The sequence below is a fragment of the Bdellovibrio sp. HCB290 genome (assembly GCF_047305925.1).
GTDB lineage: Bacteria > Bdellovibrionota > Bdellovibrionia > Bdellovibrionales > Bdellovibrionaceae > Bdellovibrio.
In genome coordinates, this window is the sequence record NZ_CP178620.1 from 2,023,888 (window position 1) to 2,047,979 (window position 24,092).

Here is a 24,092-nt window from a genome sequence, read left to right on the forward strand (position 1 = left end):
ACCTGCCAAGCATTTCATTCTTCAGAACTACTGGAGACAAAAAAGCTGGTGGCGAATAAGAGTATTGAGTTTTATTGAATGATCACGCTAAAGAACCAATTCGTAAATATAGCACTTATCTGACTCACCAACTTTTATAAATCCACAGGATTCAAATGCCCGTTGCGATGAAATATTGTCTTTATATATTCCTTTAAGAGTAACCTTATCCCAACCTTTTTCCCGAGCTTGGGAAAGGAGCAACTGAATTACTTTCTTTCCGACACCACGTCCGCGATACCTAGGATCTCCAATAACAATCGGCAACGTATTGCTAGCTAAGGTGACCTCTCCAATGGGAAGCCATTCTCCGTTGGCGTTAACTTCAATAACAGACAGCTCTCCGCGACTGCCAAGGTCATTGTACATCGCCCTTAAATAATCTTCCGAGAGAGGATCTTTTTGTTCGGGGGAAATAACTCCCGCTAATACAACCGGATCGGTGTACCATATTTCTGCAAGTGCAATATCAGACTCCACAAACTTGCGAAGTCGTATTTCAATATCAGTGAAATCCATAAAATCTTTGCTTTTGCTCGCTCTGTTAACAGTATCTATTTAGAGATCTTACTTAATGCAAATCCTTGAAAATCAGGAACATCTTTACCAGTTGCCATCTTTAGAGCTTCCATCGGCTGGCCGACAGCTGTGTGACGATAAAGAGTATTCTTCAAAGTTTTCCCCAGCTTCTTAATAGACTCGTCATTCCACCCTACTGATTCAATCTCTGCAAGGTAAGTGTGTGCTACCGTCATTGCCCACAGATACATGTAGCAGTTCGCCAAATAGCCATTTAACGTAAATACCGGCTTAGCTCCCCAAATGCGTCTGTCCCCTTCGAAATAGGGACTGGCAACAGTGTCCTTTGTGATTTCATTTAAGACGGCCTGTAAATCATCTTTTGCAGGATCAAAAGTGGAATACATTGCCAAAGACAAACGCGTCAACCACAGAAGACCGTGCGCACGCTCGTCGTTTTCCTTCCTTAGGAAATCCCTCAGCATTTCAATTTGCGAATCAGAAAGCGAGTCGCCCGTTTTATAATGCTTCGAAATTCTTTTAAGAATATAAGGCACCTGTCCCCAATACTCCAGCACCATACTTTCGAACTCGATAGAGTCATCCTGCAGGCGGAATGAAGGGCTGATTGTCTTGGTACTTTTCTTTTTTAAGAAAATCGCCAGCAAATGCCCAAACTCATGGAAAAATCCTGATAGTTCTTCGATATCGAATAGCGAAGGGACTTCTTCCGTAGGTGAAGGCATACCAAAGGACATCAAACCAATAGGTCCAATATTCTTACCATTCACGAAAGACGGCTCTCTTAGCGTCGCATAAAACGCTCCGATGTTCTGAGTGCCAACGATCTTTTCTCCGGCTCTTTGATATGGGTCAATGTAGAACCCACCAAGCTCGGTGCCGTCAGAATCAAACATCTTATAAAACTCAACATCAGCATTCCAGGAACCCACTTCTTGGGTGGCATTGACGATCCGAATCGAAAAGCATTCCTCAAAAAGTTTGAAAATTTCATTTTTGGTTTCTTGATAGGGAAAGTATTCAGAAATTTCTTCCTTATTGAAGCCATTCGCCTCTTTATAAAGTCGGCCGTAAAGCGCAAGATCCCAAGGCTCCAGATTTTGAATTCCGTCTTTGGCAGCCAAGTCCCGATACTTGTCATGAAGACGTTCCTGGGTTTTCTTAAATGGCGCAGACAGGGATTTACAAAGCACATCCAACTGATTCGCCGTCGCGGAATTAAACTCCAAAGCATTTTCCAAAAAGTTATCAAAGCCGCGAAGCTTCGCCAGTTCTTTTCTGGTTCTCAAAAGGTTTTGAATGGCCTCAGTATTGTCACTCTCACCTTCTGAAGCGAGTTTTCTTTTTTGAGTGTAGATTTCCTTTTTCAGCTCACGGTTACCGGAATACTCCAAAAACGGCATCTCAACACCGGACGTGAATGAAATAAACCAGGGACCCGTCTCTGGAGTTGATTCGTTCTTTTCAAAGTGAGCATTGAAGTGTTCAGAAGCCCGAACAACCCATTGCTGAGGAAGATCACCAAGATCCTTGCGATCTTTGACAACGACTCCGCCGGCTTTGGTGGCCTTATTTAGATTTGAATTAAATATCTCGGACCATTTTGAAATCTCTTTATTAATTTCAGAAATAGACTGCTTAGTTTCAGCATTAGTCAGAGTCCCTTGGTTCTTAGCGCTTCTCAAAATACTTAGTATATAGTTTTTCTGCTCTTGATCGAAGCTCTGATATTCGGCACTGTCTTTTAGAGACAGGACTTTCTCAGCTATTTCCGTGGAAGAAGAAAGTTTAGCTTCTAATTCTGAAAAGTCAGAGAAAATCTCCCCGTAGACTTCTTGATAGTCATCATTCGAGATTGAATAGACATAAATCGTGATCAGGCGACTTGCAAAGTGTGCCACTAAAACGTCAGCCTCACTATACGGAACGATTAAGTTATCCCAAGTTGGTGTTTCAATGGCTTTTAGGCGGGCTATTGCGGAATCAATTTCACCGCTAAGCTGTTTAAATGCCGATCTGATTTCTTCTTTTGAAGAATGAGTTAATTGAAAGCAACCATCGGGACTTAAAAACCGCTCAGACATTTGAAGCTCCTGTCGAAAAAATAGACAACAGGATAAAAAGGGAAAAACCCGTCTATACGGAGACCTTCATATTCTGTTTGGCTGTACCTAACCAGAACTTGCAATGTGAAGGCCACATAATTTGGAATGTTATGGAACAGGCTTTGAACCGGGAAACTAAAGTTAAGACAATGATTTTTCCATGAAGTTAACTTCCGGATGCCCCGGGCGAGGACCTAGATTTCGCCAATCGTTCTTTTCATAAAAGAGCTTCAAACCCAATGACACTGCCAGTTGGGTCTTGAATCTGCATTATTGTCCTCTGAGTTTCGGGAACATTCAAGGGACCACGGTATAGCTTACCGCCAAGCCCCTCCACTTTCTTCAAAACCGCATCAATATTGTCAACGAGCCAATACCCAACAGATCCCCCTTGAGAGTGGGGATTCTTAGAATCCGGCATTGTGATATCAAAACAGCTGCCGCCAATTTTAAAAGAAACAAAAGATTCCAAGTCTTCAATCGGCTCTTGCGCAAAAAGAGCAGCATAAAAATCGCGACTCTTTTTGATATCGTTCGAAAAAATACGAATGGCTGATACTTCTTTAATTTTGAAACTCACAATTCAATCCTTCTTTGTCGGACGCTTAAAACCCACAATAATTTTGTACTCATCGAGTTTCGCAAAATCACCAAGGAACCAGACTACCGGTTTTCCATTCTTTTTGGATAAATGCAGAATTCTATCATCACCAAGACAAACCCCAACATGTGCACCAAATGGATCAAATGTTACTTGGCCAGACTTTTCAACGCTATTGCGGCTGCATTGAGTACAGCTTTTCGTTTTTCAATCTTCATCAACTTTTTTAACTTTGGAACCGCGGAAACAATATTCAACTTCTCACACGCCATAGCGGCATGTTGGCGAACATACCATTGCTCATCACTCAACGAACGAATTATTGCAGAATTTGATGAGCGGTCCTTTATTTCAACCAACGCATCAATAACATTGATGCGGATTCCCCCACTTGGATCCTTTAAAAGAGCTCTAAGAGCTTTGGTCGCAGGTTTATACTTCATACACCCTAACCCCCGCACAGCATGCAACTTCACCGTCATACGACTGTCTTTGAAGGCTTTGATTAAAACCGGACCAGCAGATTTATCACCTATGGCCCCTAAAGCCTGAAGGCTCCATTTTCTAATTCGAGGCTGCGACATGTCTGCCGCAGCTTCAATCAAAGTGCCCACGACCGGCTTACCGATTTTAACAAGCTTTGCGATTACTTTCTCGGCGGCTTTATCGCTAGAAGTATTCAGTGCCAGAATAAGTTCACTAAAATCTTTAGACATCCTATACCCACCTAAAGCTTCAGAAAAGGAGCAATCTTCAAAGATATATCTTCAAAGCTCCAATTGACCATCTCATTAAGAGAGTACTTCTGAGAAGCTCTCCGGGCAAGTAAGAGCCCAACACAGTACCCTGCCCTTGCAGGTGTATCCCCTTTTTGTCCACCAACCAAAAACCACTCACCATAGATCTTTTGAGTTTCTTTAGAGGATATTTTTTTATTAGCTAAAGGGGAATACTTTTGAAACAAGCTCTCACCATGCGCTTCGCAGTAATCGCCAAGTTTTGCATCCATAAGTAAATCACTCAAAGAAGCCTGCGGATTCATAACTCCGGTAACGTGCGTTGCCAGCCCCTCGAGCCATGCTGAATGCAACAGAGTCCCTGATGCCATAAACTTTTCTTCGGTCAGGCCCAACTTCTTTCCGTGATAGATATGAAAGATCTCATGAGGATAAAGAACCGACTCATTGGAAACAGACTGTGGATCGTGTTTCTTGATAACAATAGTATCGATGCCAAAGGTAAGAACCAACTTCCCGTTAAAATCAGGGCCCTGCCCATTAAACATCAATAAAGAAGGCATTGCATAGACAGACACATCCGAAAAATCAAAATCTGGAAATAGCACGCCAAAAGAGTCGATATGCTTTTGCAGCTTAGATTCAAATTGATCAAACTCGGCAATAATTTCTGGTGAGTACTTTTTTAAACTAGGAAAAGCTTTTTTAAACCTTTTCTCGTAAGCCGCAACCCAGTCGTTATTATTCTTGGAGCCACCAATCAGTTGCTGATACAGCGAAGGGTTCGTTTTCTCCACCACTTCGCGCCACTGAATCCATGCGGACGAATCATCAAGCTTTCCAGACTTATTTATAAAAGCCTTAAAGGCGCTACCATAGTTGGTCAGCAAAAGGCTGGTCTTATTTTTTGGGATGGATGAAATATCCGCAGCCCGGGCAACATTCAAAAATGCGAAAAGCAGCCCGAGAATAACAATCATATTTGCGTTCATAGCACCCACTTTGTTAATCAGGCTTCTTATAATGGCAGCTACCATTATCGGGGTGTTTGAATTTCAGGAGGGGTCGTTATTGGAGCCTTTTGTGCGTCCCGCCCCAGAATATAGCCTGCAAAATAAGCAGAACAGCCGATCAGGGCCAAAATCATCCATTTTTTCGCGCGGCTCATCAAAATTGCTTTCATTTTTTTAGTTTTAGCCGTTGACAAGGGACAGTGGCAACTGTAATTTTGGCTTCTCTTTGAGCGCGGGAGTAGCTCAGTTGATAGAGCGATGCCTTGCCAAGGCATAGGTCGCGGGTTTGAGCCCCGTCTCCCGCTCCAATTTTTTTTGGATAAATTATTAAACCCCGATAGCAATATCGGGGTTTTTCTTTTTCAGCCCTACTTATCAGCAACGGTTAATAATACCGCCACTCTTGTTGGTGGATCACACGCTTGGTACGGACGCGAAATTTCGACCTACGATAGTTATGAAAAAGCGAAGAAACAATCGCTTCAAATCCCTATATAGGAATAATTTACAAGACGTAACCATCGAATTTTACTAACTAAATTACGTCATATTTCGTCAGTAGAGAAACTTCAGGCACCTGCTACCTTGCATTCAAATTTAAGAATCTAAGAAATAATTTATTGCTAGGGAGTTTCCCATGAACAAACGAGCTTTTCTAATAACAATCGCCAGTCTATTTGCTTTCTCAGCATCCATCGCAATTGCGGGTTCCGAAAATAGGCTTATCGAACGAGTCGGTGTAGCAGGCGCAAAAAATATCTCCCATCCCACATGTGAGATTACAAACTATGCGGCAAATTTCGAGGTTGAATATATCGTAAATGATGGCTGGGGTACTGTCTGGAAAAGTAAATCGAAATATCGTAATCAAGCTGACCTTTACACCGGAGATGTCTCAGACCTTGATTTGAAGGTCATTCAACAGCTCAAAAAAAATGGGTTTAAAATTTCAGCGGGAGCGTTTGAAGATCTTGAAGTTAGTCCGCTTACTTTCTACTTTTCAATTTATTCTTTAGATGAGCCCGCTTTTGGAGACTGGTACACTGATAGATTTATGGCGAAGGTCGAATTGCTAACCAATGAATACGCGCTTAGAGGGGACGTTATAAGTGGTGTCCAGGCATACTCCAAAAGCTTCCGTATTGCTGGGATTTGGTCCTCCCGCAACGAGACTCGTGTTGCTGCGACCTATGACGCTTTGTTTGAATATGTTCTTGCCAATTTACCAACATGTACAATTGCTAAGTAAAAAATAAATTGCGCGCGTGTCTTCCGTTTGAAAAATATTAAAAGGAATATTTATGAAATATGTGGTTGTGGGATTATTTTTAGCATTGTCTACTGCAGCTTTTGCGAAAACTGATATGAGTGTCGTCAAAAACGTGAGCTTTAAAGGACAGAAAAAATTTATTCATCCTACTTGCGAAATCACGGATTACTTATCTAAATTGGCTACAGATTATACGCTTGCAAATTCAAAAGAGTTGGATTCTTGGAAGGGTAAATCCAAATACAGATTACTAGCGGAAAGAGGTGCTGGGCAGAATCTTTCAAAACTTGATTTTATTTTCATTGAAAAGTTGAAAAGAAATGGATTTACCCTCTCCAGAGATACCGCAAATCCTTCTAATTCTGTACACGTCAGAGACGAACTCACTTTTGCAGTTCACGTGTTCGAGACTCTCGGCTTCACAAGAAAGCATTTGGTGCGGACGGACGATGGACCTATGTTCAAACCACTTAGCTATACAGCAGGCTACCAAGCTCTAGCATTTATTGCTCCAAAAGAAGAACGTCATAGGGCAGAAAAAAAGGGTCAGGTTTTTTCTGCGGAAACAAAACTATTCAAAGGTAAACCTTCTGATTCTGAAATTGCCCGCTGTTACGATGCTATGGTTAATATTGCCCTTGATAACTTACCGTCCTGTGTAAAAGGCCATTAGTTTCCAGACTCCTGGGGACGAAGATGCCTCACGCGCATTCGTCCCTTATTCTGAAAGTCTGGAACCTTCGGAAAAATTAACTTCCTGCATCCATAGCTTGTCTATATAGGTAGGACTGCAAGCGTCAGATACGCGAAGGATTTTTAAACTAAAGACACGATCTTCGTTACCCAGAATGATATCCGCATCAAGTTCTTTAGAACGGATAAGATGTTTCCAATTACCCACAGCGCGATAGTTGCGCGGATTCAGTTGGACCTGGCACAATTTGTCTTCAGCGGATGTGAGATTTATATATCCCTGGGCTTTGCCAGATTTTGAGAAGTTCACGTCCATTTTTATGTTCCCAGACGAAAAATTCACGCGAGTTGTATTACCATCACACGTGATAGATTGCACTCCGGCTTGTCCTTTTTTTGCCTCGCCTTCGGTGCGCAGATAGACGTATTTTGTACCGTTCATCAAATAGGTGGTTGCCGTGAATTGGTCCATGCCTCCAGTTGCATTTAGACTTGCGTTAATACAGCTGTTTTTGCCAGCATTTGGATTGGTTAGAGCATTATATAGTTCTGCAAGTGTAGCTGTCTTAACTTGGCGACCACCAATACTTTTGCTGTCAAAGATCGTTCCGTAGTTGTCACGAATCATCGACAGATCACAATTCTTTTTTATTTTGTAAGAGCTTAAGTAATTTAGTGCTTCATAGTCGAGCACGGGAACCAGGAATGTTGCGTTTTTAAGACTCAACACACCCCCGCCACCTTCTCCATAGTCCCCACCTGTGCGTTGTATAGAGGAACCTACCTTACTATCCTTCAAGTCTTTGATAGCTTGTGAGAGATCCTCATAGCGCATGGTTTTAACTTTTTGTGGATCAATGGAAATTTCTTTGATGATCACTTTCGTTTGTGGATTAGGTTCTTTCTCGGCTTTAATCCACTCAGACGATTCTGCAGTCGAGTCATTACAGATCTCCGTGTAAATTCTTTGTGAACCATCAGAAAGTGTCTGTACCATTTCTTGGCTTCTCTCTAAAACCCCTGCCGTGACTTTTTCAACATAGCGCAGACGAAGCGCGCGACCCGCATCCGCATCTTTTGAAGACATCAAACGCGGCAGAGCTTCCAGAATTTTTGGTAAAGAAACTCCTAAAGAACGGGATCCGTTGATTTCGACTTTGGTGAGCATGCCCGCTAGATATGGCTTGTAATATAAATCCTCATTCGTCAAAGCCATAGCGGCTTCTTCAGGAGTTGGGTTTTCGGGGGCTGCTTTTACAAAGAAGGGGCTCCCGCTGAATCCAGGTCGAATTGCAAGACTTTCTACAATCAAAGAATGTAGACCCTCTGCCATTTGAGTGAATCCGACTATCTCCATATCTCCGCCGTAACTGTTAAATCGTTCCGGAGTATTGGGAATTATTGATGGCACCAGGTAATAATTCATTTCCTGGTTTTGCATGGCAAATTTTAAGACTTGGGAGGTGTGCTCTGGAACCAAAGCATCGGCCATAACTTTGCGGCGACCTTTAATGTTATTCAAACTTTCGTTACGGTCTTGGAGGTCGATCAGTGGAAATAAAAAAGATGCTGCCTGCTCTGGAGTGTTGAGCAACGCTAAATCCAAAGTCTCTGACTTGTTTTTTAAAGTTAGCGGAAAACTGCGACCGCCGCATTCTCCTGCTATAAGGTTGGAACCCGCGATAACGTGGGCTGGTAAAAGAATGTGAGTACCTTGAGTTGATTTAAGAACCCAACCCACACCTTCTTGTGCATAGATTTTATTTTCTGAATATGCGTATGAGCGAACTTTGATAATTTGACAGGCGTTATGATCTTTGACTGCGCCGGGCCCCGAGATAACAGTCGGATTCGCCAAATTATCGCGTCCCAAGCCGAAGCTTGGATAGCTCATAAGGATGAGGGCTAAAATAATGGACGGCATACAATTAGTTACAAGTGATCTGTTTGTTTTCCAAAGCACCAGAAACGTCGTTCAAGGTCACTGTGATCTTGCACTGACGGTATCTTTCTGTGCGATCCACAACAACTTGATACTTACCGGAAGAATCGCCGTCATATCTTAATTGAGATACGTAATTTACTGAATACTTGGGAAGGTAGCCCAAACGAGCTGCCGCCTGGATATCAGCCTCGGCACCGATCACGCGGGCGTGTACGATGGCTACGCTTTTAGCCTGCTCTTTTGTCATTGCCTGGGTTTGAGTCAGCATTCCTGCCTGAGATACAGAAGCTGTCAATAGCATTGCCAGCATGCCCAAAGCCGTCACTGTCTTCTTCATAAAAACTCCCTTATTCGCAATTAAGCGAGATTAAGAAACTCTCTGGCTTACGATGCAATTCGGGTGCTCATAAATACAGAGACAAACTAGTGACTTAAACACCTTTGCGAGCACCTTAACGCCACCATTTTTGCTTTTTAAATGGCTTTGTAATAAAAATTTTCAACCACATATTTACCATTAATATCAGTAAGTTATCGACACTCCTGCATTGAGCCTTCAGTTCATACTAAATAGTAAAGTAAATTAATCTGTTTCGAAATAATGCGGCGGGTTAAGTTGATCACGCAATCAACTTATTACTTTTTAAAATAGGAGAAAACATGAAAACAACTGTTCTATTGTTTACGGTCGCTCTTGCAATGACAACATCTGCATTTGCTTCCAACACCGGATTCACGAAGGTTCCTGAAAAACTTTACTCATCACTTCAAGCGGAATTTCCAGAAGCCGTTGCCGGTGGCAACCACTCCCAGGATATTCTTCTTGAGAGATTCACCTGCTATTGGAGCCGCACGATTGAGTGTACTGGCTTCACCGCTGACGGAAAATTTTTGGTTCTTGAAGATGAAAATGCAGTGAAGAATATGATTAATGTATTGAATGAAGCCGGAGTTCCACACGATGAGTATCTTGGCCGAAACTGGATCCAAGTTGATCTTCTGTCTTGTTCTCACGTAATGCCAGGATCTGGTCCAGACTTTTTTGAGTGCATGTATAACTACTAATAAATTGGAGAATAAATATATGAAAAATATCACTATGACGGTCGTTGCGCTATTTGTAAGTGTGAATGCTTTTGCTGGAAATTTGGCAGTTGAAAAAGTTGCCGACAAAATGAAGGCAAACGACACAAGAACAATCATCACTGAAGTTGAAAATACTGATGGAAATCCTTGCCAGCCAGAGGGAAAATCATACCTGGTAGAGCTGCAAGTTAAACAGGCTGCCTTTGATCGCGAGAAAAGAAAAGTCGTTTATTCTTGGGAAACTGTAAAGACAATCGGCGTGGATAATGATGGCAGAGTCATGGAAGTCTGTGCTGAATAGAATCAGAGGAAATCTAAGAGGCCTTGTTTAAGGCCTCTTTTCTTATGACTACAGGGACGAAATCGTGCGCAGTTGCTCGGATTTCTGATGGATATTCTCTTTCAAAGCGACCTTCTGGCGATCCGTCAGATTCGTCATCACCTGGGTAATTAGAATCTGCAGCTTATCCTGATACTGCTGGTATGCAGTTCGGTATTCCGGCAGATCAAACTTGTCAGCTTGGGACGTGTATTGCTGAACAAAGTTTTTCATCGCCTCTTTGGATTCCTGGTGAGCGATAAATTCCTTAAATATAAAAGCCTTATTCTTCGCTTTCAGCTCGGCCGGATAAGGGGATGCTTTGACGTTTTCAGCAATCAGTTGTTTTTGCTGATCGGTCAGGGAGCCCACAAACATTTCAAATACGTCTTCATACTTTTCACGATATTTCTTTTGAAGCTTCGCAGTGTCCTGAGCTTTTTCCAAGTCCTCTTGGTTTTTCTTAAAGAAGGACTTTTTGAAATATTCGATCTGTTTTGTGTCTGTAGAACTGATGAAATCCACTGCCGTTGTTTTGAAATGCGCATTAATCTGATCAATGTCTTTAAAGAACGCGCCAAAGTAGCCCGCAACCTTTTGATCGGTTAACGTTCCACCGTCTACGTCTTTCTGGATTTTATTCAATCGATCCATCCACAGAGGCAACAACGTCGCCTTGATTTCAACCAGATCCTTTTTGATATCTTTCTTAAGAGCCTTGCTTTGCTCGGAAGAAATATCAAAATAGTCATCCACCTTGGAGGCGATGTAGGTATCCGCCCAGCGATATGCGATATCCAAACGACTGCAACCCGAACAAACCAGTATCCCCGCCAGCAATGTGAACAATAATTTCTTCATGCAACCTCTTTGCTTGAGGTTATCAAACCCTTGCTGGGAGCGGGGAACAGAGTATTCACTCCGGACCTTCGCTCTAGGGAAAGTGTTGCATCTTCATATTCCACAGGACTTATTGGTTAGATATGACTGCGATAATCCGCGTCTGGGCGGTCTTCCTCTTCTGTTTCGTCTTTCGAGGTCATCGAACCTGGGATTTTATCTGCCAGGATATCCATGCGCTCTACTATTGGTGGACGAGCCAGTAAGTCCGGTGCCCGCGCGATCAATGCGGCTGCGACCTTTCCTTCCAGATGCGCACGTCGCGCGTATTCATCTGCAAAGGCATCGAAGATGGCGAAGGTTGAAGGACCAATGCGACAGGCGAACCATACTGTGGTACCCACTTCCTGCTGAACAATGGGCAAAGCATCGCGCAAAAAGCACTCAAGCTCAAACTCCCGCCCCGGTTTTGCCTCCAGATGAATGTATAATCCCAGTGTTGTCATCGAGATCCTCCCCACTTCAATTCACGATACTTTCTCGAGGAAAAGTCTCCAAGTGATACAATTGTGTTTCTAATCACAGAATCTTCATTTTTTTAGCGTGTAACACTTCTTAAGTCCTGAAAGATGCCGATAGGTAATCATCGGTTCCAGACAGGAGCCTCAGCAAGGAGTTCAGTATGTTAAAATTAGCAGCAAAGATGACACTAGTACTATCAATCCTGGGTATGAGCGCTTGTGCCTATATCCCTGTTCAAGAAGAGCCGCGCACTCCGTCCAGTGTGGTTGAGGAATCTGCGAAACCAATGCCATGGCATTATCCATTTGTGCAAAAATCAGGTGGCGCAAAGCCTGGTATTTTCTAATATAGTTTTCATTGTTCTGTTCCTTGAAGACCGGGAGTGCACCCGGTCTTTTTTTTTACATTGAGCGCCGAAATTGCGCCACTGTCTCAACCTGAGACGACCGGTTACTTTCAGATACCCACCTATTCGATTTCACCGAGCACCTGTTGGCCCTTATTTTGTAATAATCCTTTGTGATGAAATACGTCAGGTTTTGCTGTGCAATTTTAATGAGCTTGTTTTGTACTGTGGTGACCCAGGCCGCAGAGATCCAGCTTTATAAATGGACTCCACCTTCAGGTGCGATTGCGCCCCTGATTTTACCCGTGCGCGTGGGCGAAACGCCAGAAGCCGCAGCAGAGAGATATCTTAGTGGTTTAGAACACTCCCCGGATCTTATGGAGTTGTTTCAAGGACAACGCCCCACTACCGCGACAGGAAAATTCAAACTACTTCAAGGTGATCGCGAAGCGCGCGCCCTCTTAGTTGCGAATCTTCCCAAAGACTATGGACCCACTTCCGAGCGTATAAATAACTTTAATATGATGCTTTCTGCAAACGGGCATAGTTCCTTTATTCTGCCGATCGCTGCGAGCTTAGGCTTAACCCGGAATGAAACCCGTAAGTTCTATGAAAAAATATCCAACGAATTCCCTTTGATGGTGGCCTTGGGCGGCGAAGACGTAGAGCCTTCCCTTTACAAGCGAGAAAACTTCCACTCGCACAGCACTAATACTACGCGGGATCAGTTTGAAATGGCTTTGATCAAGTATTATGTTGCAAGCGCAAAAGGTTTTCTGTTGGCCGTTTGCAGAGGTTCGCAAATCACCTCTGCGGTTTTGGGTTATATAATTTTGGGGGACGTCCCATTTCATGTCGGTACCCAAGTTGCCCACGGAAAAGACTGGCACGACATAGAAGTTAAAAAAACTTCACATGGAATACTTGCCTCACTCTTGCCAGCTGATTCCAATAAACTATTTGTTAACTCCTTTCATCATCAGGCCGTCCAGTTCAAACCCGGTGGCCCGTTGGAATTGGCCGCCACCACACCTGACGGAGTGACTGAAGCGACCGAATTCAAAAATGGCCGAGGCCTGCTTTTGCAATTCCATCCTGAGTTTATGGAAAACAAACTTGGCGCCAACATAATAAATAGAGTCGTCGAACAAAAGATGCGCGTGATGGCTCCAAGCTGCTCTAAGGTCTTTCAGCACTAAGTCTAATTTTTACTCCATAGTTTCACCTGAATCCCCGATTTGCCGATCTTCTTCCTACATCTTTCAAAAGGTAGGACGTTATGAAAATCGGCTTTTGGATGAAAGGTCTGGTATTCGCGGCATCGTTTACGGCTTTCACGGCCAGCGCACAGACCACCGACAACATGGTTGAAATCTTATGGGCCGGCAGCGAGCATCTTTCATTGGGTGAAAGTGGCGCATTAAATGCCTGTCGCGACTTGGGGATCAATAAAACAAAATGCCCGGTTAGCAACATCCCGCGCGGCGATGGAAAAATCCAATTTGCCTACGGCGAAATTTTGATGGCAGCGGATTTTTACAATAATCCCGGCGAATTCTATTCAGATCGCCGTAAAGGCATCAAACACGTGATCAAGTGCACCCATGCGGAAATCCATGGTGACAAACCCAAGACGTGCAATAGCCTGGCGACGTTCTTCTCGATGCCAAGATATCTGGGTGTTGTAACTAAGAACTACAATCACTTCGGCTGGTACAATATGAAAGACTATGTGAAGTACCATCAGGAAGCCATCGACAAGGCCCTGAAATCTTTTGAACTGCGAGAATCAAATCCAGAAAAAAGTCTGCAATTTTATCAGCAGGCCATGGTTCTTAATGCTTTTGCCGATCACTATCTGACGGATGCATTCTCCTCTGGACATGTGCGAGTGCCTCGCGTGCAAACTGCACAATGGGGTAAAGACAATTTCAAAGGTCTTCTTAAAAAGAACCGCGGTGATCTGGTGACGATGCTTTTGCATGATAACGAAAGCATCAACTTGCACACCGGTCACGAAGAGGGTTTGCCAGTTGCAAACTCTTACGGCGATCAATGGACGACCCGTGGCGATGGTCACTTGCACATCGACAGCAATCCTTTAGATCCGGTTCGCTTGCAGCCTGAAAATGCAGTTCGTGAATCTGTAAAAGAAGTCCTGATTGCAGCCTTGTATGGTATGCCACCCAAGGGTGTTTTTGCGGCAACCTGGCTGGTTCCCTTCAACAAAGACATTCCATTTCACGTGAAGTTTTCTGCGGAATATCAGCACATGAGCAAAATGGATTTCGTAAATTCATTCTTCCGCAAAATCCCGCTGATCAAGGCAACACACATTGTTCGTCAGGACCTGGGCCGCTCCCTTGAAGCCATGCCCGAGATTTTTGCAGAGTTCCGCAAGGCCGTGCGCAAAGATATTCAAACCACACCCGAGCTGACTCGTCGCCTGCCGGCTGCCTACCTGGAAGCCTTTAGTAACGTTAACTAGCACAACAGCAGCACTTTGTTGCGTTGGCTCGTGACTCCCTGGATGCTATGAGTTAAATCCATAGCATCCGTGGGGGACATCATCAAAAAGCACATCATCCTGGCATCGATATTTTCAGCAGCCCTGGCCATTGCCCTTCTTTTTGCCCTGAACCATTATCAAAACCGCCAACCTGACCTGGGTGGCGATTTTCAAGCAAACTTCAACGGCACCACCTGGAAGTTTTCAGATGATCCTAAAAAGTTGAACCTGTTGTATTTTGGCTACGCAAAATGTCCCGACGTCTGCCCGATGGCTTTGTCGTATTCTTCTCAAGCCCTCAAATCCTTAACGGATAAAGAGCGCGAAAACATCCGTCTTATTTTCGTCAGCGTGGATGTTGCCAATGACACTCCAGCAAATGTGGCAACCTATGCCCAGCAGTTTGATCCTGCCTTTATTGGTCTAAGCGGAACAAAAGAAAACATCGACTTCGCGGTCCACCAGTTTGCGGCAAGTTACATTGAAGAGAAAGACCCAAAATCCTATCTGGGCTATTCGATCTCACACACAGACCGCATTTATTTCTTGAATAAAAAAGGCATCGTACTGGATACTTTACCGAATCCACGATCCGCAGAATCCATCATTGAAAAAATCAAGGAGAACCTATGAAATCTATGATCCTATCAGCAGTTATGGTTTTGATTTCCTCTGCAGCTTTCGCAGCGGACATCGAAATTTCAAATCCCCATGTATTCGCCCCTATCAAAGGCACAAATACCACAGCGGGCTTCGGAACAATCAAAAACACATCCAAATCCGAAGTGACGGTAAAAATTGTTGAAGCAAAACCCTTCAAAGCGGTTGAACTTCACGAGTCTTCTGAAAAGAACGGCCGCATGACCATGACTAAAATGGAAATGTACAAAATCCCAGCGGGTCAGACATTGGAACTAAAACCAGGCGGGAACCACATCATGCTTTTCGATGCGACAAAGCCAGTTCAGGAAAAACAAACCATCGTGATCAAAATGATGGTTAACGATAAAGAACAAACTGTGAACTTCCCGGTCATCAGCCGTATGTCCAAAGAGGCAAAACCAGAAGAGAAAAAAGAAGAAGGCCATCATCACCACTAAAGCGTGGTTTTGAAACGCTGCCAACTGAACGCGATGGCTGCAACGGCCATCGCGGCAAGTACCGTCACATCGACCATAATCAAATTCGCATCCCCGCCCTTAAGCATAATATTTCGCAAAAGATCAATGTAATAGGTTATGGGGTTCACATATGAAAACATACGCATCGCCCACGGCATATTTTCAATCGGAAACGCCAATCCTGAGAGTAGCATAGCTGGCAACAAAAACAAAAAACCACCCATCATCGATTGCTGTTGGTTTTTAGCCAAAGTGGAAATCAACAACCCCACCCCTACTGTGCAGCACACAAACATCATCGACGCGAACATCAGCACCAAAAGGTTCCCGCGCATCGGCACATCAAAAACAAACACGGCCACAGCCAGAATCAGCGGTATATTACTCATTCCTAAAATCACATAAGGCACGGTCTTCCCCATGATGACTTCCTCAGGTTTCACTGGGGCAGCGATCAAGGTCTCAAACGTTCCCAATTCTTTTTCTTTGGTGATGGACATACTGGTTAAAAGAATCGTGATCAAACAAACCAGCATACTCATCACACCTGGCACCAGAAACAAAGCGGTGCGCATCGCCGGATTATAAAGCACGCGCACATCGAACTTTAACGGCAGCTGCATCTGGATTTCATTTTGTGTTCGCTGCAATTGCACAGCATTCACGTAGCGCTCAATACTTTGTCCACGCGTGACGTTGGTGGCATTGATTAATAACTGCAAGCGCCCCTCACCGCGACCAATGCTTTTATCAAGGCCTCCGGGAGGCGCGACCAGCACGGCATCGGCTTCGCCTCCTTGGACCTGTTTAAATGGATCAGAGGTACTGACCTTCGCCGGAATAAACCAACCGGAAGCAATGCAATCACGGTACAAATTCATAAGCGCTGAATCCGTCGGAGCACCAAAAACACTAAGTCTTATGTTACGTGCCTCCGTCGATAAAGCGGTCGCAAAAATAGTTAACTGAATACATGGAGCCAGAAACAGCAGAATCCTCATGCGCGGATCACGCAATGTCTGCCGCAATTCTTTCTTCATGAAACCCCAAAGTGTTTTCACGGCTCGACATCCTTTTTAAATTTCTTGGTCGCAATCGCCAGCAGCACCAAAAGTAAAAGACAAAGCATTCCAAAGGACGGCAGAATCTGCATGAAGCCACTGCCCTGCAAAAATAGTTGGCGACTGATTTCAATAAACCAGCGCGCCGGCAGAATCATAGTAAAGTAATAAAAAAACGGTGGCATGTGTTCGGTCGGAAAAATGAATCCTGATAAAAGCATCGAAGGCAACAGTCCCGACAGCATCGCGAACTGCATACTGAGCTGCTGACTGCGAGTCAGTACAGAGATCAGCAGTCCTTGCGCCAAATAGGTGCATAAAAAAATTAATGCCGAGAGCATGTACAAAATGAAACTTCCCCGAAAGGGAACGTCAAACACTAACTTGGACATCATAAAGACAAAGATGATCGAAACAATTCCCATCACCGCATAAGGCAAAAGCTTACCGACGATGATCGCAAAGGGCCTTACAGGAGTTCCCAATAAAAGTTCCATCGAGCCATTTTCCCATTCCCGCGCCACCGTTAAGGCGGTCAACAAAATGGAAAGAACCGCAATAATCACGGCTGCCAATCCCGGAACAACGAACCATTGGCTGTTCAATTCGGGATTAAACAAAAAGCGTGAATGAATTTCTACGGGATTTCTTAAATCAGCCGCAGGAAATAATTTCTTCATCGACAACTGCTGCACACCCGCCAGATATCCTATCACAGAACCTGCTGACGAGTTATCTGCACCATCAATCAGGATTTGCACTTCGGATTGACGATAAGGAGTCAGGTTGCGCGCAAATTCTGGTTTGATTATCAGCGCCGTTTTGGAGCGTCCCCCATCCAGTGTTTCAATGGCATGGGCTGGACTGTAGACAGCTTTGGGCACGAAATATTTGGAACTGACAAAGGAATCGATCAGGATTCGGGATTCCACTGTTTTGCTGCCATCAAAAATCGCCAGCGGAATTTTATCCATGTTGAACTCAATGGCAAAACCAAAGAACAAAACCATCACAATAGGCATGACGATCGCAACCGCCATGGTGAAGGGATCACGCACGATCTGAAAAACTTCTTTAACCGCGACAGCCCAAACCGATCCCCTCACTTGCCACCGCCTTCAACTTGAGCGATGAAGACATCTTCCAGAGTCACATGTTTGGGGTTCTTATGGGGAAAGGAATGCTTTTTCAAATTCACCGGCGAATCCAATGCAATTAGCTGTCCATCCTTCATCAGCGCAATACGGCCACATTGTTCCGCTTCATCCATATAGTGCGTGGTAACAAAGACCGTTTTACCGCTGCCCGCCAACTCCCGGATCAAACCCCAAAAGCGCTGGCGGAAGGCAGGACTGACTCCTGCCGTCGGTTCGTCTAAAAAAACCACCTTTGGATCATGGAGCACCGAAGCTACCAAACTGACTTGTTGCTTGATACCTCCAGGCAGATCCCGGACCATGGTATTTTCATCTCGCTGAAACTTGATGAAATGTAATAGCTTTTCTTTTTGTATCTTGAATTGGACATCATCCAGCTTGCGCAAAGCCGCCGTGAAGGACAAGTTTTCTGCCACCGTCATGTCGTCATAAAGAGTAAACTTTTGCGACATGTAGCCCACTTGCTTTTTTACTTCCAAAGAATCCGTGCGCACATCAATGCCGCACACATGGGCATCACCTTCGGATGGCGTCAGCAGTCCACATAACACACGAATGGTGGTGGTTTTGCCAGCACCATTGGCGCCTAAGAATCCAAAGATCTCACCAGCCGTGACTGAAAAAGAAACTCCATGCACAGCATAGAAGTCTCCAAATTTCACAGAAAGATCTTTGACCTCGACCGAATTCACAAGACCTCCCCTTGCGCTTCCAGGGAGGAGTCATAGCGTAAAAACACCTCATCAAAGGTTTCGCACTTTTCCTGTCTCAGAATCTTATCCGGAGGGCCTTCAAGAAGTGTTTTTCCATCGAATAGTAAATGCACATCTTCGCACTTCAATGCCTCGTCCATGTACGAGGTGGTCACTAGAATCGTGATATTTTCCTGCTCGCGGAATTCGTATAAAAGCTTCCAGAAGTCCCTGCGACTTAAAGGATCTACACCATTGGTGGGTTCGTCCAAAAACAAAACCTCTGGTGACGCCAGAAGCGAACAGATCAGTCCCAGTTTCTTATACATCCCACCCGAAAGCTGTGAGGCCAGGCGATCTTCGAAACGATCCAGACGAGTCATGGCTAAAAGTTTTTGTCGGCGCTCGCGATAAGTGGAGTCTTCCAATCCATAAAGAGTCTTAAAGAATTCCAAATGCTCATGGATACTGAGTTCGCCATATAGACTTTGCGTCTGTGGCATATAGGCGAGATTACGTCGAACATCAGCAAAAGATTGCTCTACTCCGTCTTTAAAGTATTGAATCCGTCCCTGATCTGCCTTTAACAATCCCATCAGGTGGCGCATCAATGTGGTTTTTCCGGCTCCCTCGGGGCCGATAATCCCATGCACCAGTCCATCCTGGAACTGCATGGAAAGTCCCTTAAGGGCAGGGACCTTTTTCATTTTCTTGAAAAGATCCTGGACCGTTATTTCCATTCCAATGTCATTCCGGGTTTTAGTATTCCTTCAGGATTTGCGAATCTGATTTTTACGCCATAAACCAGGCGCGTGCGCTCGTCGCGGGTTTGCACGTTCTTTGGAGTGAACTCGGCATCGGGATTAATGAACTCAATCACTCCCGGGAAGGCTTTATTGTCCATCTCTGGAAGATTCGCTTCGACTTTCTGATCGATTTTCAATGCGGCAATTTCATCGTGGGGCAGATAAAAATAAGCGTACACTTCTTCCAGATTGCCGACCGTAAATAGCTTGGCTCCGGGATTTACCATCTCCCCTTCCTCAAAGTATTTGGTCAGGATGGTGCCCTTTAGTGGAGACACGACCTCACACCATTGCACGCGGGTTTGCAGATCATCTTTTTTAGCGCGGGACTGATCATAAGATTCGGCTGAGATATTCCCGCCGCGATACAGTTTATCCATCCGATTGAAAGTACTGAGTGCCAGTCGGTAGCTGATTTTCAATTCTTCACAAGACAAGGATAAAAGCTTCTGGCCTTTTTCGACGACCATGCCTTCTTTCACCGGAAGTGTATCAATCACGGCCTGAACCCGGGCAGGAATATCCACTTTTGTAACTTCGACGGTGCCCGCATATCTGAAACTGGATCCGAATAAAAACTGGCGGATCAAAAATGCCGCGATGATAAGAACAACAATGATAACGATAGGAATAATCTTCTTTTTGTTCATAGTGAAAGGCTAGCACCTCCGCAAATGAACACAACGAAAGAAATAAAAAAAGCCGATGTTACATGAACATCGGCTTTTGAATTTTTAAGCTGTAAAAAACGGCTTAGTTTGGTGCAAACCAGCAAAGAGGTCTTGTGCCAACAGCATCACGTGGGCTGTAGCAAGAACCAGCTTTGTAGTCTGTATCAGACAATTTGTCGCCAATCGCAACCGGGCACAAAGCACCTTGGAAGTATGTATCCAAGCGGCATTGAGTTTTCGGGTGAGCATTGTCAGTGCGACGAACTACGGTTTTATCTGGAGTATCGAATTTCGCAGGAACTTTGTCTTTACCAAGAGCCATGAACAAGTTAGCTACTTGCTGACCTGCTTCAGTGATTCTCATACAGATCAATTGATCGTTAACGTTGCTGTATTGAGCTTCGCAACCAGCTTTAGCAACTGGATCGATAGCGATAGTTGCAACGATAGCGGCGTTGTCATCTTGAGCAAACAAAAGACGTAGACACTTCAAAGATGCGAAATAGTCAGAAGCACCTTCGTTAGACGCCCATGAACCACCGTACCAGCTGTCGATCTTAGGAGCGCCAGCATTGTGGTGACCCATTTCGTGGCAGGCAACCAAAGCCATACCTTCGTAACCAATTGCTTGGTGACGAGCCAAACCGCCGTACATATTAAGGATGCGTGTGTTACCAGAACGTTGTGCAGATGCATTTACAGTTCCATCAGTCCACAAGCGATTAACGCGTAGCTTATCGCCAGCTGCTTCAACTTCAGGAGTGTAGATCTTTTCGATACGATCCATCACATCGTTAAATTGTTCTTGAGTGATTCCACCTGTAGCGAACATTCCAACTGGAATGTACATGCTGTTTTCAGGAACGAAACCGTGGCAACCTTCTGAGTGCGTGTGTGTCGTTGTGAAACCTACTGATGCGATCAATGCAACAGCGGCCAAACCGCGCAACAATACCTTATTTGTCATGACTACTCCCCTCCTTGAGTCTAGACGTTGAAAAAATGCTACCCTTACTTCGGGGACAATTACAAATATAAAACTTTAGTCCTGCCGCATGGCAGTAACATTTGTTAGTCTGACCGCAGTTCATAGTCCAGAAAACACACTCGTGAAAAAGCGAGTCAAGAAATCGTCAAATAATTCGATAAGCAAAATAGGAATGGAGAGCCTAGTTTATGAATAATTTGAAATCTTGGTTTCGTGGATTGCGTGGAAAACTGCTGCTGTCTGCGTTCTTACCGGTGATTGCTTTTGCGGTGATGACTGTTATCGCACTCAACAGCACCAACAAATTGGGAACGATGTTGAACTCTGCATATACCGACATGGTCCCGAACATGGATGCTCTCGGCCAACTTGCAATGCAGCGCGCACGCGTTGGATATTTTTTCTGGGCCTCCCTAGGAACACATGGCGCGTCACGCGAAGTCTTTATTAAGAAGACAGTCTCTGCATGGGACGACTTCAAGGCGGCTCAAGAATACTACGAAAAAACTCCGTTTGATGAAGTCGAAGCCACCAATTATAAAGTTGTGAAAGACAAGAAGGAAAAGTTCTACTCCACAACTGAAACGTTGATGGCACTTCTTACCAAACAAACCCCTGAAGATGACGAAAAAGCCCGCACCTCTTTAAATGGTGGTGAATGGCACATCATGGCTCAGGAAGTTCAAAAGATGTCTGAAAAGAACTTCAAACACTATCAGGAACAAGCAACCTTACAAAACGAACAACAAATGAAAGATCGTAAAGCGATGACTCAAATGTTGATTCTGATTGCAGCATTCAGTGCCTTTGCATTGTTTGGAATCCTGATGTGGATCGCTTACCGCGTCTCTAATACAGTCAGTGACATCGCCTCAAAATTGACTGAGTCCGGGAACCAAGTGGCTTCCGCGATCACTCAGCTTTCCGTTGCAGGCCAAACGCTTTCCACTTCTTCAACTGAATCTGCAGCTTCCCTGGAAGAAACAGTGGCTTCCCTTGAAGAAATGTCCTCGATGGTAAAAATGAATTCAGACAATGCCAAACAAGCGGCCACTTTGTCGCAGACTTCTAAAGACTCTGCAGAGGATGGACAGAAAGAAATGGCGGATCTGATTCGCTCGATGCAAGGCATTTCCCAGTCTTCCAAAAAGATCGAAGAGATCATCAATGTGATCGACGACATAGCTTTCCAAACAAACCTGTTGGCATTAAATGCTGCTGTTGAGGCGGCCCGTGCTGGCGAACAAGGCAAAGGTTTCGCGGTTGTGGCGGAAGCGGTTCGCGCCTTGGCGCAACGCTCGGCTGTCGCAGCCAAAGACATCTCTTCTCTTATTAAAGACAGCGTGAATCAAGTAGGTACAGGCGCGAAGGTGGCCGACCGTTCTGCTGATGTTTTAAACACAATCGTGAATTCCGTTAAAAAGGTTTCTGACCTGAACAACGAAATCTCGGCGGCAAGCACTGAACAAACCACGGGAATTTCGCAGATCTCCCAGGCAATGAATCAGCTGGATGCAAGCGTTCAAGGTAACGCCGCTTCATCTGAAGAAATTGCGGCGTCCTCGGAAGAGATTTCGGCCCAGGCTGAACTTATGCGCCGACTGGTTCAGGATTTGAATAGAATTGTGACCGGTGCCACCGAAGTCGCTGAGGCGCAGCCTTCACGATTGGACACACCTAGAAAGACCGCTACACATAATAATGTGGTGGATTTCAAAGCAAAACCCGCCCAGAAACAAACGGCAAAGCACTCTACTTTCAAAAAGGCGCAGAGCGGCAGCGCTTCTGACATGATTCCTTTTGATGAGGATGATTCAAGAGCTAAAGTGGGTACTACGGACGGCTTTTAATCCGTTGCCGTCCGTTCAAAAGTCGTACTAATATTGTGGGGCATGAAAATTCCATTTAACTTGCCCCCACATAGTCACAACGAAGAAAAATACATTGCCCAAGCCATTGCCAATCGCAAACTGTCTGGCGAGGGTGCTTTTAATAAAAAAGTCGTCGAATGGTTCAAAAATCATCTTCGTTGTGAAATGGCTGTCATCACTCCAAGCTGCACATCTGCCCTTGAGATGGCTATGGTGTTAGCCAATATCGGACCAGGTGACGAAGTCATCCTGCCCTCTTTTACTTTTACCTCCACTGCAAACGTGATTGCCCTTTACGGCGCGACTCCGGTTTTTGTTGATGTTGATCCTAAGACTTTGAATATGGATGTCGATGCGATGGAAAAAGCGCTGACTCCTAAAACCAAAGTGGTGATGCCCGTTCACTATGCCGGTGTTGCCTGCGAAATGGATCGCATCATGGCGTTATCCGAAAAGCATAACTTCATTGTTGTCGCTGATGCCGCCCAGGCTATTTTTTCATCCTACAAAGGCAAGCCCACAGGTGCCTGGGGACACATGGCTGCTTACAGCTTCCATGAAACTAAAAACATCGTCTGCGGAGAAGGTGGCGCCTTGGTCATTAATGACAAGCGCTTCGTGGATCGCGCAGAAATTGTGCGCGACAAAGGCACCAACCGTCAGCAGTTTTTGAATGGCCAGGTAGACAAGTACACTTGGCAGGACAAGGGCTCTTCGTACCTGCAGTCTGAACTAGCGGTGGCCTTCCTTTATGCACAACTTGAAGAAGGCGAAAAAATCACGGCCCAACGATTGGCTCACTGGAATCAGTATCATCAGGGTTTTGCAGATCTGGAAAAACAAGGTCACCTGACTCGCATGCAAGTGCCGGGTGATTGTCAGGGCAATGCACATATCTATTACTTCAATTGCAAGTCGCCTGAAGAACGCGCCAAGCTGTGGGCGTACTTGAAGGAAAACGATATTCAATCCACCACTCATTACGTCCCTCTTCATTCTGCTCCGGCAGGTGTGAAATTTGGCCGAGTAGCTGGCTCCATGAAAGTCACCGATGATCTGGCTAATCGCCTGCTGCGCATGCCGATGTATGCGGATCTGACGAAAGAAGAAGTGGCCCACGTCATTGATAAGGTTCATGCCTTTTATAAAAGTCTTTAAAG

The 24,092-nt window shown here is 44.8% G+C and carries 26 protein-coding genes and 1 tRNA gene; 12 read left to right on the forward strand and 15 right to left on the reverse strand.

The window, feature by feature from the left end; all coding sequences use genetic code 11:
• Positions 1-87: 87 nt before the first annotated feature.
• The 5 genes from ACLVWU_RS10060 to ACLVWU_RS10080 all read right to left on the reverse strand — a co-directional run bounded on the left by ACLVWU_RS10060 (position 88) and on the right by ACLVWU_RS10080 (position 5,014).
• Positions 88-558: a GNAT family N-acetyltransferase gene (locus tag ACLVWU_RS10060; protein ID WP_413574562.1), complete on the reverse strand. Its 471-nt coding sequence runs from the start codon at positions 556-558 to the stop codon at positions 88-90.
• Between the two features lie 35 nt (positions 559-593).
• Complete coding sequence (locus ACLVWU_RS10065; protein ID WP_413574563.1) at positions 594-2,663, reverse strand: M3 family metallopeptidase; 2,070 nt, start codon at positions 2,661-2,663, stop codon at positions 594-596.
• 238 nt (positions 2,664-2,901) lie between these two features.
• Positions 2,902-3,264: a VOC family protein gene (locus ACLVWU_RS10070; RefSeq protein ID WP_413574564.1), complete on the reverse strand. Its 363-nt coding sequence runs from the start codon at positions 3,262-3,264 to the stop codon at positions 2,902-2,904.
• Between the two features lie 170 nt (positions 3,265-3,434).
• Positions 3,435-4,001, reverse strand: a complete 567-nt coding sequence (locus tag ACLVWU_RS10075; protein ID WP_413574565.1) for a HEAT repeat domain-containing protein — start codon at positions 3,999-4,001, stop codon at positions 3,435-3,437.
• Between the two features lie 11 nt (positions 4,002-4,012).
• Positions 4,013-5,014 (reverse strand): hypothetical protein, encoded by a 1,002-nt coding sequence (locus ACLVWU_RS10080; protein WP_413574566.1) that lies wholly within the window; start codon positions 5,012-5,014, stop codon positions 4,013-4,015.
• Positions 5,015-5,267: 253 nt separating this feature from the next.
• Here ACLVWU_RS10080 and ACLVWU_RS10085 point away from each other — a divergent pair.
• The 3 genes from ACLVWU_RS10085 (at position 5,268) to ACLVWU_RS10095 (ending at position 6,978) form a co-directional block, all read left to right on the forward strand.
• Positions 5,268-5,343 (forward strand) — tRNA-Gly (locus tag ACLVWU_RS10085).
• 329 nt (positions 5,344-5,672) lie between these two features.
• Complete coding sequence (locus ACLVWU_RS10090) at positions 5,673-6,284, forward strand: hypothetical protein (protein ID WP_413574567.1); 612 nt, start codon at positions 5,673-5,675, stop codon at positions 6,282-6,284.
• A 52-nt stretch (positions 6,285-6,336) separates the two neighbouring features.
• Entirely contained in the window at positions 6,337-6,978 is a 642-nt protein-coding gene (locus ACLVWU_RS10095; RefSeq protein WP_413574568.1) for a hypothetical protein, read from the forward strand.
• Between the two features lie 45 nt (positions 6,979-7,023).
• Here the strand turns inward: ACLVWU_RS10095 and ACLVWU_RS10100 are convergent, their stop codons facing one another.
• Both ACLVWU_RS10100 and ACLVWU_RS10105 read right to left on the reverse strand, forming a co-directional pair.
• On the reverse strand, positions 7,024-8,922 hold the full coding sequence (locus ACLVWU_RS10100; protein ID WP_413574569.1) for a hypothetical protein: 1,899 nt from the start codon (positions 8,920-8,922) through the stop codon (positions 7,024-7,026).
• A 4-nt stretch (positions 8,923-8,926) separates the two neighbouring features.
• Positions 8,927-9,280 carry a hypothetical protein gene (locus ACLVWU_RS10105; protein ID WP_413574570.1) on the reverse strand — a complete coding sequence of 118 codons (354 nt, stop codon included), beginning with the start codon at positions 9,278-9,280 and terminating at the stop codon, positions 8,927-8,929.
• A 323-nt stretch (positions 9,281-9,603) separates the two neighbouring features.
• Between ACLVWU_RS10105 and ACLVWU_RS10110 the strand changes: the two genes are divergently transcribed.
• Both ACLVWU_RS10110 and ACLVWU_RS10115 read left to right on the forward strand, forming a co-directional pair.
• A complete protein-coding gene (locus ACLVWU_RS10110; RefSeq protein WP_413574571.1) occupies positions 9,604-10,008 on the forward strand; it encodes a hypothetical protein in 405 nt (134 codons plus the stop codon).
• Between the two features lie 19 nt (positions 10,009-10,027).
• Entirely contained in the window at positions 10,028-10,330 is a 303-nt protein-coding gene (locus ACLVWU_RS10115; protein ID WP_413574572.1) for a hypothetical protein, read from the forward strand.
• Positions 10,331-10,378: 48 nt separating this feature from the next.
• Here ACLVWU_RS10115 and ACLVWU_RS10120 read toward each other — a convergent pair whose 3' ends face one another.
• Both ACLVWU_RS10120 and ACLVWU_RS10125 read right to left on the reverse strand, forming a co-directional pair.
• Positions 10,379-11,209 carry a DUF6279 family lipoprotein gene (locus tag ACLVWU_RS10120; RefSeq protein ID WP_413574573.1) on the reverse strand — a complete coding sequence of 277 codons (831 nt, stop codon included), beginning with the start codon at positions 11,207-11,209 and terminating at the stop codon, positions 10,379-10,381.
• A gap of 116 nt (positions 11,210-11,325) precedes the next feature.
• Positions 11,326-11,694, reverse strand: coding sequence for a putative quinol monooxygenase (locus ACLVWU_RS10125; RefSeq protein ID WP_413574574.1), 369 nt, complete (start codon positions 11,692-11,694; stop codon positions 11,326-11,328).
• 176 nt (positions 11,695-11,870) lie between these two features.
• On the opposite strand from ACLVWU_RS10125, the gene ACLVWU_RS10130 reads away from it, so the two are divergent.
• The 5 genes from ACLVWU_RS10130 to ACLVWU_RS10150 all read left to right on the forward strand — a co-directional run bounded on the left by ACLVWU_RS10130 (position 11,871) and on the right by ACLVWU_RS10150 (position 15,665).
• The gene (locus ACLVWU_RS10130) at positions 11,871-12,056 is read left to right on the forward strand and encodes a hypothetical protein (RefSeq protein WP_413574575.1); all 186 of its coding nucleotides are present in this window, start codon (positions 11,871-11,873) and stop codon (positions 12,054-12,056) included.
• Between the two features lie 209 nt (positions 12,057-12,265).
• Positions 12,266-13,255, forward strand: coding sequence for a gamma-glutamyl-gamma-aminobutyrate hydrolase family protein (locus ACLVWU_RS10135; RefSeq protein ID WP_413574576.1), 990 nt, complete (start codon positions 12,266-12,268; stop codon positions 13,253-13,255).
• An 80-nt stretch (positions 13,256-13,335) separates the two neighbouring features.
• A complete protein-coding gene (locus ACLVWU_RS10140; protein WP_413574577.1) occupies positions 13,336-14,544 on the forward strand; it encodes a hypothetical protein in 1,209 nt (402 codons plus the stop codon).
• Positions 14,545-14,613: 69 nt separating this feature from the next.
• Positions 14,614-15,198, forward strand: coding sequence for an SCO family protein (locus tag ACLVWU_RS10145; protein ID WP_413574578.1), 585 nt, complete (start codon positions 14,614-14,616; stop codon positions 15,196-15,198).
• Positions 15,195-15,665, forward strand: coding sequence for a copper chaperone PCu(A)C (locus ACLVWU_RS10150; RefSeq protein ID WP_413574579.1), 471 nt, complete (start codon positions 15,195-15,197; stop codon positions 15,663-15,665). Before ACLVWU_RS10145 ends, ACLVWU_RS10150 begins: the two co-directional genes overlap by 4 nt.
• Here the strand turns inward: ACLVWU_RS10150 and ACLVWU_RS10155 are convergent.
• The 6 genes from ACLVWU_RS10155 to ACLVWU_RS10180 all read right to left on the reverse strand — a co-directional run bounded on the left by ACLVWU_RS10155 (position 15,662) and on the right by ACLVWU_RS10180 (position 21,040).
• Positions 15,662-16,747, reverse strand: a complete 1,086-nt coding sequence (locus ACLVWU_RS10155) for an ABC transporter permease (protein WP_413574580.1) — start codon at positions 16,745-16,747, stop codon at positions 15,662-15,664. The two genes, ACLVWU_RS10150 and ACLVWU_RS10155, sit on opposite strands and share 4 nt — an antisense overlap.
• A complete protein-coding gene (locus tag ACLVWU_RS10160; protein WP_413574581.1) occupies positions 16,744-17,853 on the reverse strand; it encodes an ABC transporter permease in 1,110 nt (369 codons plus the stop codon). The genes ACLVWU_RS10155 and ACLVWU_RS10160 overlap by 4 nt, the downstream gene beginning before the upstream one ends.
• Positions 17,850-18,596 (reverse strand): ABC transporter ATP-binding protein, encoded by a 747-nt coding sequence (locus tag ACLVWU_RS10165; protein WP_413574582.1) that lies wholly within the window; start codon positions 18,594-18,596, stop codon positions 17,850-17,852. Before ACLVWU_RS10165 ends, ACLVWU_RS10160 begins: the two co-directional genes overlap by 4 nt.
• Entirely contained in the window at positions 18,593-19,336 is a 744-nt protein-coding gene (locus tag ACLVWU_RS10170) for an ABC transporter ATP-binding protein (RefSeq protein WP_413574583.1), read from the reverse strand. The genes ACLVWU_RS10165 and ACLVWU_RS10170 overlap by 4 nt, the downstream gene beginning before the upstream one ends.
• Positions 19,327-20,052, reverse strand: a complete 726-nt coding sequence (locus tag ACLVWU_RS10175) for an efflux RND transporter periplasmic adaptor subunit (protein ID WP_413574584.1) — start codon at positions 20,050-20,052, stop codon at positions 19,327-19,329. The genes ACLVWU_RS10170 and ACLVWU_RS10175 overlap by 10 nt, the downstream gene beginning before the upstream one ends.
• A 103-nt stretch (positions 20,053-20,155) precedes the next feature.
• Positions 20,156-21,040: a hypothetical protein gene (locus ACLVWU_RS10180; RefSeq protein WP_413574585.1), complete on the reverse strand. Its 885-nt coding sequence runs from the start codon at positions 21,038-21,040 to the stop codon at positions 20,156-20,158.
• Positions 21,041-21,249: 209 nt separating this feature from the next.
• Here ACLVWU_RS10180 and ACLVWU_RS10185 point away from each other — a divergent pair, with 209 nt between their 5' ends.
• Positions 21,250-22,911 (forward strand): methyl-accepting chemotaxis protein, encoded by a 1,662-nt coding sequence (locus ACLVWU_RS10185; protein ID WP_413574586.1) that lies wholly within the window; start codon positions 21,250-21,252, stop codon positions 22,909-22,911.
• 42 nt (positions 22,912-22,953) lie between these two features.
• Positions 22,954-24,090, forward strand: a complete 1,137-nt coding sequence (gene rffA / locus ACLVWU_RS10190; protein WP_413574587.1) for a dTDP-4-amino-4,6-dideoxygalactose transaminase — start codon at positions 22,954-22,956, stop codon at positions 24,088-24,090.
• The last annotated feature ends 2 nt before the right edge of the window (positions 24,091-24,092 follow it).